Raw genomic sequence first — 11,576 nt, 5'->3', positions numbered from 1 at the left:
TATTACTCCTATTACGACCGGTGTCAACTTTTATAGCTCGCTAGTCAGCCCCCAGCACGAGAAGCACCAGACTGATAATCAGTAAGACTCTGGCTTCTGTCACGAGCAACCGCTGAATAAGAGCGTACTTTCCCTTTAACCCCAACGGGACGTGCACAGCGGCCGGTGGACAGTAGGCAATCAATAACGTCACACTCCAGCAAATCAAGCCACCACGGCCAACCGGATTCGCCAGTGCAACCGCACCCAATGCCCGGGGCAGCACCAACAAGAGGCCTACGAGTAAATCACACATAATCGTCAGATCCAGTAAAAACGCTTGGCGTTGCTGCCACCTACTCTGCTTTAATATTACCGTTATCAGCACCCAGAATAAAGCAAGTAACGTAAAAATAATGAGTGTCCGTAACGAGCGAACCGGTTGTAGTGTTCGCCACGAAAGTCCCAGAACTTGAACGACCCAAGTTGTCACGAGTAAAAGCCACCCCAACACCTGAAACAGACGGAGCCGCTGCCGCGTAAATTTCATAAATAGCATCCCAATCACCACACTTCTTAGAAATTTCTTCCTATAATGTCAGCATCTGGCCAGTTCCACAAGTACAAGTAGGTGATAAGTTAGGTGACACAGCAGTCGCTGCTAGACGTAGAAAAGTGAGCGCCATTAGGCGGTTATTTTGCTCACGTTAAGGGCAACAAACTGCCTGGTGGCGCACGTTTCGACACGATGATGGCAAAATAAAATCAGCTTTTTCAGAAACAAGTCTGAAAAAACTGATTTTGAGTGATATCTCGAATTCTCTCAAATCACGCCATTAATCACGTGAATCTAACTATTTAACGATCAATTGGTCCAGGTCACCCAGCGTTAATGCTAAGGTTGCCAAATGACTCAGCTCCGTCAAACGGTTGTTCCGGACGGCATCGTTCTTATCCATGACCATCGTGGCTTCAAAGTAGGCCGCAATAGTCGGTTGGATATCAGCCAGACTAGCATATAGCGCATCTAAGCCCTTGTCAGCTGCAGTCGCAACTTTGGCAACGCCCTGATTTAAGGCCCCTTCACTGTCATTTTCAAACAGCTTAGGATCCACTGTCCCAGTAGCCAATTCAGCTGGTGCCTTTTGGGCCAACCGGATCACCCGGGTCAAGGATTCGATAACGGCCTTAAAGTTGTCATCCTCGGCATGACTTGCCAAGATTTCAGCAGCCGTAAAGATCTGTAAGACGTCACTGCTAGAACCAGCGGTCACGGCATCAATGATGTCATGCCGTTGCTTAGCGGAACGCAAGATCTTCCGAATCCGGTCCTTGATGAACGTCACCAGTGCATCGATTTGGCTAGCTTGGTCCAAGTCAGGTGCCACGTTAGCAGCTCCTTCGGCAGTAATGAAGTCACTTGCCAGTTCAGCAACCGGCAAGGACCACTTTTGGTCACGCGCAATCCGCACGATTCCCGTCGCCTGCCGCCGTAAAGCGTAAGGGTCGTTGGAACCGCTAGGAATCATGCCAGCGGCGAAGAAGGTCAAGATGCTGTCAAATTTATCAGCTAAAGCGAGCACAGCACCCGGTACGGATTCTGGCAAGGCACCATCAGCTGAGATTGGTTCGTAGTGTTCCCGAACGGCTTGGGCAACGGCTGGATCTTCACCTTGAAGCAAGGCATACTTCTCACCCATGACCCCTTGGAGTTCGGCGAATTCACCGACCATCCCAGTAACCAGGTCAAATTTGTAAATTTCACTAGCCCGTAAAGCGGCCTTGGTTTGGGCATCGTTTAAGTCAAAATGCTTAGCCAAGACGCTCACGATGGCTTTGACACGATCCATCTTTTCTGCCATCGTACTGATCTTATCGTGGAAGCTAACGGACTTGAGTCGTTCCACGTAATCGGCGATCGTCTTCTTTTGATCTTCCGTGTAGAAGAACATGGCATCTTCCAATCGCGCCGTCAATACCTTTTCGTTCCCAGCAACCACGTTTTGCAAGTCATGGTCGTTTCCATTACGGACGGAAATGAAGTTCGGCAAAAGTTTGCCACTAGCATCGCGAGCGTAGAAGAAGCGTTGGTGGTCACGCATCGACGTGATCAGGACTTCTTCGGGGATGGTCAGGTATTTCTTATCGAAGCTACCTTCAAAGGCAGTTGGCCATTCAACCAGGTTGTTGACCTCTTCCAGCAAGCCAGCATCAATGTTGACCGTCCAACTGTGGTCAGCAGCGATTTTTTCAATCTGTTGCTTGATCAAGGCCTTCCGCTTATCAGCATCGGCAATGACGAATTGCGCGGTTAAGTCGGCTTCATAGTCGGCAGCCGTTGCCACGTCCACGTCGGTCCCCAAGAAACGGTGACCGCGTGTGTTGCGACCGGTCGTCACGTCCAGGATACTAAATGGAATCACATCGGCATCAAGCAGCGCTACCAGCCAACGAATTGGCCGGACGTACTCAAAGTGATGGGTACTCCACTTCATCATGGTTGGGAAGGTCATCGCCGTAATGACGTCCTTTAGGCCAGCCAATACGGCGGCAACGGGTTCACCGGCAATAAACTTATCGACGTAGACGTATTCGGTCCCCTTGATTTCCTTAAAGGTGATATCGTCTGGCGTCAGCCCTTGACCACGGGTAAAACCAATGGCGGCTTTTGACCAGTTACCATCAGCATCTTGCGCGATCTTCTTCGCAGGACCCTTAACGGATTCGCTGATGTCTGCTTGCTTATCGGCTAGGCCACTGATTTGAATGGCCAAGCGCCGGGGCGTTGAAAATGGCTTGATGTCGTCATAATCGACCCGTTGTTCCTTTAAGTAGTCAGCCGTGCGCTTGACCAGTTGCTTGATTGCTGGCGTCACCACGTGGGCTGGCATTTCCTCTAGTCCAATTTCAAGTAAAAATGTGTGTGCCATTATTTTTTGGCCTCCTCATCGTCTGCTAATAGTTTTGCGCGTAAGGCTTCATCCTTGATCAATGGGAACCCACGCTTCTTCCGTTCAGCAACGAAGGCCCGAGCCACGGCACGTGCCATGTTCCGAATGCGTGACAGGTAGCCCGCCCGTTCAGTAACGGAAACGGCACCGCGCGCATCGAGCAGGTTAAAGGTGTGGCTGCACTTCAAGATGTAGTCGTAAGCCGGGTGAACCAGACCATTAGCAATCTGCTTTTTGGCTTCATCTTCATATTCGTCGAAGTGGCGAAGTAACATGTCTTGGTTACTTTCTTCGAAGCTGTACTTAGAGTGTTCGTATTCAGGTTCCTTGAAAATGTCGCCATACTTGACGCCATCAGCCCATTCCAGGTCGAAGACGGAGTTGACGTCTTGGACGTAGGAAGCCAAACGTTCCAAACCATAGGTAACTTCGGAAGTAACGGGATCAACTTCCATCCCCCCAACGACTTGGAAGTAAGTGAACTGGGTGATTTCCATCCCGTCCAACCAAACTTCCCAACCAACACCGGCACAACCCATGGATGGGTTTTCCCAGTTATCTTCAACGAACCGAATATCGTGTTCGAGTGGATTGATGCCGAGTTCCTTCAGACTGTTCAGGTAAAGTTCCTGAATGTTATCGGGTGAGGGCTTCATGATCACTTGGAACTGGTGATGTTGATATAACCGGTTGGGGTTTTCCCCGTAACGACCATCAGCTGGCCGACGGGAAGGTTCAACGTAAGCGGCGTTCCAAGGTTCTGGCCCGATCGCCCGTAAGAAGGTGTAAGGACTCATCGTCCCGGCCCCTTTTTCAGTATCGTAAGCTTGCATCAGCATGCAGCCCTGTGCGGACCAGTACTGTTGTAGCTTTAAAATGATTGCTTGCATGGACAGTTTTTCTGTCATGGGTGCTGTTTCCTCCTTGTATAATCGTTAGCTGGTCATTCGCCAACTAAGCGACTGATTAAACAAATAAGCGCGCAAAAAAGTCCCTACGAGAATTCACCGAGGCAAATTCACGTAGGGACGAAGGTTTAATTTCGCGGTTCCACCCTACTTCTAGTCATGGATTGACTAGCAGCTTACTTGGAAACGACTCCGAATGTGCCAACCCACAGCACTCGCTACCCGGCTAACACTGCCCCGGACTCGCTGAAAACAACCACTGCGTTTTTCATTCATCATAATCGACTTATTTAACTGAGTTTTATGATAGTCGTCTCGGTAAGGGTTGTCAATGAATTTAGGGGAAACGCTAATTGAAAGGTCATCGGTAGTGGGAACTTAAGTTTTCAATGTCTCCCCCGCAAAAAGCTGATTTACCGGCAATGTCCAAGACTTTTGACAGACAACTAACGCAGTTTGTGGCATGCTAGAACTAATCAGAGAGGAGCCACTTACATGGAACATCTCAAATTACAAGCAGCACTCATTGCTCATCGCAAGCAGCACCATTGGACCCAAGCCGATCTGGCCGAACGTTTATTTTTGTCGCGCCAAACAATTTCAAATTGGGAAAACGGCCGCACCTATCCTGATATTCAGAGTTTGATCTTACTGGCCAATCTCTATCAGGTGACCGTCGACGACCTGGTTAAGGAGGACTTAACGACTATGCAATCACAAACGACCAAGCATCACTTGAAACTATTGGTTACTGCAACCATTGTTTGTCTGATCTTAGTTTATGGCCTGTTCATTGGTCTCCGTTGGTTACCATTGATTCCGACCGTGATGGCCATTGCCGCAGTCACCACAATTGGCTTGACGCTGGCAGGCTACCTCATCTATTTGAGTCAGCATCTCCAGCTCAAGACCTTTCGACAAATCAACGCCTATCTCCGCCATCAGCCTGCACCAAAAACCACATCACCCCATGCCCATCAAATCGTTGTCCTGACATTGAGCGCCCTAGTTGGCTTGATTATTGGTGGAACGCTCACCTGGTGGATTGCCACGACCATTCTACACTGGTCTTTGTAACTTGTTTAAAAGCGCATTCGAACCTGTTTGATCACCAAACAAGTTCGCGTGCGCTTTTTGCTTACTTAAATTTCGCGAGAAAACTTCTTAAATCCAAACAACCGGTCAATCCGGGCCTCATATTCTGCTGGAATCTCCAAGTCGACCGCTTTTAAATTATTTTGTAACTGCTCCGGCTTGCTGGCCCCGATAATTAGACTAGAGATTCGCGCGTCCCGCTTATCCCAGGCCAACGCAAACGTCGCCAAGTCTGTATTCAACTCCGCTGCCATCTGAGACAACGTTTCAACCTTGGCTAGGTTCTCAGGAATTAGTTGGGCCTGTAAGTCTGGTTGGAACGTTCCCCGGGAACCGGCTGGTGCGGGTTGTCCCTGCCGATACTTGCCAGTCAATAGTCCCTGAGCCAACGGGGAAAATGGAACAATGCCTAGTCCCAGTTCTCCGCACAGATCTAAGAGCTCATGTTCGATGTAACGGTCAAACAGGTTGTACTCTGGTTGAACCACCGTGATGGGGTGCAAGTCCCGTTTCTGAATGATCAGTTCTGCCTTTAAGAGCTGAACCGGGGTCCATTCACTGACGCCATAATACAGAATCTTCCCTTGATCAACCAACCCACTTAGGGTCGTCAACGTCTCAGCTAATGGTGTCTGGGGGTCGAAGCGATGGCAGAAGTACAGGTCTAAATAGTCCGTCTGCAAATTGCGCAGCGACTGGTCGATTGATTCCGTGATGTGTTTTCGTGACAGCCCCCGGTCGTTAACGCCTTGACCAGAAGGAAAGTAGACCTTGCTTGAGATCACTAATTCTTTACGTGGAAATTGGTGTAGCGCCTTTCCCAAGAACCGTTCTGCACCGCCGCCACTGTAAACGTCGGCACAGTCAAAATAATTGATACCCTGCTCATAATCAAGTTGGACACTCTTGGCTGCCAGCTCCTGCTTAGCGGTATCACTGACGTCCGTTAACCAACTCCCTAACGCCAATTCACTGACCCTTAATCCTGACTGACCCAATTGCCGATACTTCATCTGTACGCGCCCCTATTCATGGTAGAATAATAAGAATTTGATTAGAAAATAATATGAAATTAGTCTACCACGATACCGACATAGAACCAATTATTCAGTCAACTTAAACATTCTCTCGATTAAGCCCCTGCTTTTTAAGCGGTGCTTAGGCTAATCCCCGGCGATTCTCCCAGTAGACCACCACGATCGCTGACAGGGTGACCGCCATGACTGGATAAAGCCACGACCAAGGCAGGTACGTTGTAATGACCCCCGCCAGCATTGGCCCCAACGTCATTCCCAGATCAATACCGATGTAAAAGGTACTGTTGGCTAACCCCCGATCGGCTTTGGGCACTAAGGTCAGTGACTTCGCCTGACAAATTGAGAACATCAACCCATACCCCGCAGCAAGCCCAACCGCACCAATGATCAGCATTGACCAATTTGTCATGTCAGTTAGACCGATAATCCCAATCAGATTACAGACGAGACAGATCCAGAAGAATTTCCTAAATGGCACCTGATCAAAGGCATCACGGAGGATTAACCGCATGGCTAGCAGGACTAGCGCGTAGACTGGGAAAAAGGCCCCTGCCGGAATTGCAAATCCCCGATGAAAGACATAGCTGACAATATAGGTCTGAGTCGCAAAGTAAGGCAACGAAAAAAGTAATAGAATGGTCGCGACCGGTACCACCTTGGGCTGTACTAATCGCATTTTAGGATGTTCCGCCTTATCTTTCCGGTAATTCGGATGCGGCACGCTTTTATCCCCGACGAATTGAATCGTAATCAGTAGAAGAACAATAAAACCGGTTGCCACCCAGAAAACACTGCGGTAGCCGAAGCGATGATAGAGAAAAACGCTCACAGCCGGACCAACTGCCATCCCCAGTGCATTGGCAATTCCATAGATTCCCATGCCAGCACCGATACGATTGGCCGGCAATAAACTCGCCATCCAGGTTGCCATGCAAACGGAACACAACGTATAGCCAATCCCGTTGACGACACGCCAAAGCATGATCAAGGGGACCGCTGTGGAAACGCCGTATCCAACGCAAGCAATTAAAATAAAACTAGCCCCAATTGAACTCAACCGATACTTCGAGAAACGGTCGGTTAAATTGCCGGCTAGTGGCCGCAAAATCAGCGACGTTAGGTTCATCATTCCAGCAACGACGCCAGCCACAACACTAGTTGCCCCAACATCACTCGAAAAACCAGCAATAATTGGATTGACCAACATGGGACTCATCAGGAAGAAAAAACTGGCAGCTAAAACCAATTTGACATCCTTCGTATACAAACGCGTCTTCACACGACCTCAATTCCTTTCCAATAAACTTAAGCATACCGCTAGTTTTTTCGCTTTGAAAGTATCAATTGGTTTACTTTTTAAGTTTTTAGCTTGAAAGCAAGGGAAAACTCAGGCCACCCGCACTAACTACCTCCTGTTACAGTGCAAAATTGTGTCGGGCCGAATGACTTGTGCTAAACTTAGCCTTAACTTTACTTGGAGGTGGTCTCCTTGGATATTTGGGAACAACTTTATCAAGCGGCGAAACCGCTGTATCACCCTGAGGCTGTCAATGATTTCATCTACGCGCACAACGTTGTTTGCGCGTTGCAAAGCCAATCTGGAGAAATTTACACGGGCTTTTGCATCGAGGGCCTCTCCGGCACCCTCAATCTCTGTGCTGAACGGGTCGCACTACTCAACATGTACACGACTAGTGGTGAAACCGAAGTCAAACGTCTCATTGCCTTTCGTGATGCACCGCCAACCGGCATCAGCGGGATGCCTTGTGGCGTCTGTCGATAAACACTCCTGCAGTTTTCAACCAACAATCGCAATACCCAAATTATGGCCGATTACGCCACTCGTCGCACGGTGACGCTGGGGTCGCTCCTGCCTGACTGGTGGGGCGACATCAAAACCAATTAATCACGCCATAAAAAAATGCAGTCCAGACCACTCACTCAAGGAGTAGACCTGAACTGCATTTTTTATGACACTATTTTTCTGGTGAATCATCCGTCGGCGGCGTCATCAACCGGGCCGACCAGGACTGCATCTGATCCAAGAACCGTTTACTCTTGGGATGCACCCCAATCTGGCTGGTATAGATTTCATCCATCAGCTGGCGCAACGCGTGCTCCGTCTGTGGCTTAACGTTAATTGTGTGTAACCGGTCTAAATCCAGCACGGAGAACTGCCGTAAATAATAAATTGTCCGCTGGCTCAAATGCAACCGCCGGGGGTCGAGTTGCCAATGTTGTTGGCATAACAGACCCCCATAGCTTTCGGAGTAATCAAACGGCAAGTCGGTACGACCACACACGGCACACCCCTGTAACTGTGGGGCTACACCAAACGCTGGCATTAACTGAATCTCCATGATATTCGTCACAATGGCGGGATTGACCCCATCATCAATCAAAGTCAACGCCCGCGCCAAGCGATGGTACCAGTCCGGCAGTGGTTGACTATCCGGAAAAGCCTGGTCGACCAGACTCATGATATATGTCGCATAGGCATTTTTAAAGATATCGGTACTGATGTTTTGAAACTGACTCGTCTCACGCGCTGTCCGAATGTAGGACAACCCGTCATCCGCAATATCACCGACGTAACTGCCGACCGTAAAGGGTAAAATGTCAGCAACCATCCTAAAGCCCTTCTTCTTAGCGCCGCGGACCAAAAACATTTTCTTGCCAAACTCGGCTGTTAAAAATTTAATCAGGAAATCACGTTCGGCATAGTCCCGACGAAAAAGGAGGATGCCGTGAAAATCAGTCACATTCCGTGCCACGGCTCATCCCCACTTCCTTGTTTATAAATCGTCCTTCCGGTACCCATAAGACTTCAATAGGGTTGCCTTGTCGCGCCAGTTAGGTTGGACCTTGACCCACAATTGCAGGTAGACCTTGCTTCCTAACAAGTGCTCAATATCCCGGCGCGCCATGGTTCCAATCTTCTTGAGCATACTACCGCCCTTGCCGATCATAATTCCCTTTTGCGTTGGCCGTTCTACAATGATCGTTGCTTCAATGTGAACGTGGTCTTCGTCCTTTTGCTTCATACTTTCAATCTCAACGGCAACGGAATGGGGAACTTCCTCGCGCGTCAACATGAAGATCTTTTCGCGAATCAGTTCACTGACCACGAATCGTTCGGGGTGATCGGTCACCTGATCTTCTGGATAGTACTGCGGCCCATGAGGCATTTCATCAATTAATCCCGAAAGAAGTTCGTCGACGTTATTCCCTTCCAATGCAGAAATAGGGTAAACCGACTTCCATGGTAAGGCCGTTTGGTACTGTTCCATGATTGGCAACAGGTCATCTGGCTTCACTTGGTCGATCTTATTGATCAGCAGATACACAGGCGCCTTGATGCCCTTTAAACGATCGATGATAAAGTTATCTCCGGCACCTCGTTTTTCAGCCGCATTGATCATGAACAAGACCGCATCGACCTCGTTTAGTGCGGACATCGCTGACTGCACCATATAGTCGCCCAGCTTACTCTTGGGCTTGTGCACCCCAGGGGTGTCAATAAACACGATCTGTGCGTCATCGGTCGTGTAGATACCTTGAATCTTGTTTCGGGTCGTTTGCGCCGTATTCGACATGATGGCAATTTTTTGACCGATCACGCGATTTAAAAACGTTGATTTTCCAACGTTAGGGCGACCAACAATGGCCACGAACCCTGATTTATAATTTGGATTATCCATTTTTTCCTCCTAGAACCAACGGCCGAGGGCTGGCAACATGACCAACGCCCCGACGATTACGGCAAAAATCGCCGCTAACAACACCCCACCTGCCGCAATATCCTTGGCGCGCTTCGCCAAATCATGATAGGTTTCCCCCACGATCAGGTCGACGACTGCTTCCACGATGGTATTCAACGTTTCCGCAATCAGCACCAAAAAAATCGCCAGTACCAGCCACAACCACTCGTTTAATGTCAGTCGCAGAATCACCCCGGCAACGATAGCCAGCGTTCCGACAACTAAGTGTTTACGAAAGTTACGTTCATAACGAAACAGCGCCCGCAGGCCATCCCACGCGTGACCTAATGACTGACGAAAGGCGCGATTTTTTCCCGTCTGTTTCGACTTATCGCTTAAGGCCATAGGCATCCAAAATGTCGGCCTGAAGTTTAAACATGACTTTTTCGTCCTCAGGCTTCATGTGGTCATAGCCGTTGAGGTGTAGAAAACCGTGGACCACGAGAAAACCTAATTCCCGTTCGTAGGAATGGCCCAAGTATTCCGCTTGTTCTTCAACCTTATCCATGGAAACAAAGATGTCGCCGATATTTTCGGGAATCTCGGCCGCCATTTCTTCGTCCATCACTAGTGGGAAATCATCGTCAGTCTCTTCATCGTCTTCGATAGCAAAGCTGATGACATCGGTTGCCCGGTCAACCCCCCGGTATTGCTTGTTGATCTGGTGAATGTCTTCGTTATTCATCAAGGTCACGGACATTTCCGTATTTTCTGCCAGCTTCAGGTACTTACCGGCATATTCCAAAACGTCTTTGATCATGTCAACGTGCTTCGTTGGCACGCCATCTTTAGTCTTATCGTAGATCTCTAAATCCATTATTTTTTAGCTCCATTTGGTGTAGTATCGTTAGCTTCGTATGCGTTGATGATGCTGGCCACGACTGGATGGCGAACCACATCATCAGAATTAAAGGTCACAAAGCTGATGTGCTGAACGTTTTGCAAAATGTGTTGGGCCTGAATCAACCCGGACTTGGCGTTGTGTGGCAAGTCGATCTGCGAAATATCGCCATTGACAATCATCTTTGAGCCAAACCCCAACCGCGTCAGGAACATCTTCATCTGCATGTTCGTGGTGTTTTGTGCCTCATCCAAGATGACGAAGGCGGATTCCAACGTCCGGCCACGCATGTAAGCCAGCGGCGCAATTTCAATAACGCCCCGGTCCATGAGTCGGGTCGTGTGTTCCGCCCCTAAGATGGCATATAACGCATCATAGATTGGTCGCAAGTAAGGATCGACCTTTTCCTTCAAGTCCCCCGGCAAGAATCCCAAGCTTTCACCGGCTTCAACGGCTGGTCGGGTAATGATCAATTTTTCAACATCCCCGTGCTTCAGCGCTGCAACCGCCATGACAACTGCCAGATACGTTTTCCCAGTACCAGCCGGGCCGATTCCAAAGGTAATATCGTTATGCTTGATGGCATCGATGTATTGCCGCTGACCAAAGTTCTTGACCCGTACGGCACGGCCCTTAGCATCCTTGATCAAGGTTTCCGTATAGAAATCCTTAAAGTACGTCAACGTTCCCTTGTCAGCCATCTTCATGGCACTGATGACGTCAGCACTATTCAGTTTGATTCCCTTAGCTAGTAAGTCGCTCATGTTCCGTAAAATGGCCAACGTGTGGTCAACCGCATCCGCGGCCCCAGAGACTTTGATTGAATTGCCGAAAGGCTTAATGGTCACCTGTTGTCCTTCTTCGAGGATGGTCACAAATTGATCTTGCGCGCCCAGCAGACCAATTTCATCTTCTGGTCGTTCCAAGATATATTCTTTTTCAATCGTTGTGTTTTCAGTCAAATACGGTGGCTCCTTTATTTTTATTTAGGTGTACTGATAGTC

11 protein-coding genes and 1 pseudogene are annotated in these 11,576 nt (G+C 48.9%); 2 read left to right on the top strand and 10 right to left on the bottom strand.

Translation table 11 applies throughout. The features are described 5' to 3' along the window. Positions 1 to 40: 40 nt before the first annotated feature. From FAY32_RS11070 to glyQ, 3 genes are all read right to left on the bottom strand, one after another. Positions 41 to 529 (bottom strand): hypothetical protein, encoded by a 489-nt coding sequence (locus tag FAY32_RS11070; protein WP_143463496.1) that lies wholly within the window; start codon positions 527 to 529, stop codon positions 41 to 43. A gap of 304 nt (positions 530 to 833) precedes the next feature. Then, positions 834 to 2,909: a glycine--tRNA ligase subunit beta gene (gene glyS, locus FAY32_RS11065; RefSeq protein ID WP_143463495.1), complete on the bottom strand. Its 2,076-nt coding sequence runs from the start codon at positions 2,907 to 2,909 to the stop codon at positions 834 to 836. After that, positions 2,909 to 3,838 (bottom strand): glycine--tRNA ligase subunit alpha, encoded by a 930-nt coding sequence (gene glyQ / locus FAY32_RS11060; protein ID WP_143463494.1) that lies wholly within the window; start codon positions 3,836 to 3,838, stop codon positions 2,909 to 2,911. Before glyQ ends, glyS begins: the two co-directional genes overlap by 1 nt. A gap of 495 nt (positions 3,839 to 4,333) precedes the next feature. On the opposite strand from glyQ, the gene FAY32_RS11055 reads away from it, so the two are divergent. Next, positions 4,334 to 4,915: a helix-turn-helix transcriptional regulator gene (locus tag FAY32_RS11055; RefSeq protein ID WP_143463493.1), complete on the top strand. Its 582-nt coding sequence runs from the start codon at positions 4,334 to 4,336 to the stop codon at positions 4,913 to 4,915. A 65-nt stretch (positions 4,916 to 4,980) separates the two neighbouring features. Here the strand turns inward: FAY32_RS11055 and FAY32_RS11050 are convergent, their stop codons facing one another. Next, positions 4,981 to 5,946, bottom strand: a complete 966-nt coding sequence (locus FAY32_RS11050) for an aldo/keto reductase family protein (RefSeq protein WP_143463492.1) — start codon at positions 5,944 to 5,946, stop codon at positions 4,981 to 4,983. Between the two features lie 145 nt (positions 5,947 to 6,091). Then, positions 6,092 to 7,249, bottom strand: coding sequence for an MFS transporter (locus FAY32_RS11045; RefSeq protein ID WP_143463491.1), 1,158 nt, complete (start codon positions 7,247 to 7,249; stop codon positions 6,092 to 6,094). Between the two features lie 210 nt (positions 7,250 to 7,459). Here FAY32_RS11045 and FAY32_RS11040 point away from each other — a divergent pair. Next, positions 7,460 to 7,876, top strand: a pseudogene (locus tag FAY32_RS11040) (cytidine deaminase family protein). A 70-nt stretch (positions 7,877 to 7,946) separates the two neighbouring features. Here FAY32_RS11040 and recO read toward each other — a convergent pair. From recO to FAY32_RS11015, 5 genes are read right to left on the bottom strand one after another with little or no spacing between them, the layout of a single operon-like run. Beyond that, positions 7,947 to 8,744 (bottom strand): DNA repair protein RecO, encoded by a 798-nt coding sequence (gene recO / locus FAY32_RS11035; RefSeq protein WP_143463490.1) that lies wholly within the window; start codon positions 8,742 to 8,744, stop codon positions 7,947 to 7,949. A 21-nt stretch (positions 8,745 to 8,765) separates the two neighbouring features. Next, a complete protein-coding gene (era, locus tag FAY32_RS11030; RefSeq protein ID WP_143463489.1) occupies positions 8,766 to 9,671 on the bottom strand; it encodes a GTPase Era in 906 nt (301 codons plus the stop codon). A 9-nt stretch (positions 9,672 to 9,680) separates the two neighbouring features. Next, positions 9,681 to 10,082 carry a diacylglycerol kinase family protein gene (locus FAY32_RS11025; protein WP_143463488.1) on the bottom strand — a complete coding sequence of 134 codons (402 nt, stop codon included), beginning with the start codon at positions 10,080 to 10,082 and terminating at the stop codon, positions 9,681 to 9,683. Continuing rightward, complete coding sequence (gene ybeY, locus FAY32_RS11020; protein ID WP_143463487.1) at positions 10,060 to 10,548, bottom strand: rRNA maturation RNase YbeY; 489 nt, start codon at positions 10,546 to 10,548, stop codon at positions 10,060 to 10,062. The genes FAY32_RS11025 and ybeY overlap by 23 nt, the downstream gene beginning before the upstream one ends. Then, positions 10,548 to 11,534 (bottom strand): PhoH family protein, encoded by a 987-nt coding sequence (locus FAY32_RS11015; RefSeq protein ID WP_143463486.1) that lies wholly within the window; start codon positions 11,532 to 11,534, stop codon positions 10,548 to 10,550. The genes ybeY and FAY32_RS11015 overlap by 1 nt, the downstream gene beginning before the upstream one ends. Positions 11,535 to 11,576: the final 42 nt, after the last annotated feature.

Origin of the sequence: Levilactobacillus enshiensis, from assembly GCF_007115095.1 — a bacterium.
Classification (GTDB): Bacteria; Bacillota; Bacilli; order Lactobacillales; family Lactobacillaceae; genus Levilactobacillus; species Levilactobacillus enshiensis.
The sequence above is the reverse complement of the archived record's forward strand: the minus strand, read 5'-3'. Positions and strand labels throughout refer to the sequence as shown.

Bases quoted from the DNA above. Each gene is read 5' to 3' on its own strand.
- FAY32_RS11070 (WP_143463496.1), bottom strand. From the start codon at position 529: ATGAAATTTACGCGGCAGCGGCTCCGTCTGTTTCAGGTGTTGGGGTGG.
- glyS (WP_143463495.1), bottom strand. From the start codon at position 2,909: ATGGCACACACATTTTTACTTGAAATTGGACTAGAGGAAATGCCAGCC.
- glyQ (WP_143463494.1), bottom strand. From the start codon at position 3,838: ATGACAGAAAAACTGTCCATGCAAGCAATCATTTTAAAGCTACAACAG.
- FAY32_RS11055 (WP_143463493.1), top strand. From the start codon at position 4,334: ATGGAACATCTCAAATTACAAGCAGCACTCATTGCTCATCGCAAGCAG.
- FAY32_RS11050 (WP_143463492.1), bottom strand. From the start codon at position 5,946: ATGAAGTATCGGCAATTGGGTCAGTCAGGATTAAGGGTCAGTGAATTG.
- era (WP_143463489.1), bottom strand. From the start codon at position 9,671: ATGGATAATCCAAATTATAAATCAGGGTTCGTGGCCATTGTTGGTCGC.
- FAY32_RS11025 (WP_143463488.1), bottom strand. From the start codon at position 10,082: ATGCCTATGGCCTTAAGCGATAAGTCGAAACAGACGGGAAAAAATCGC.
- ybeY (WP_143463487.1), bottom strand. From the start codon at position 10,548: ATGGATTTAGAGATCTACGATAAGACTAAAGATGGCGTGCCAACGAAG.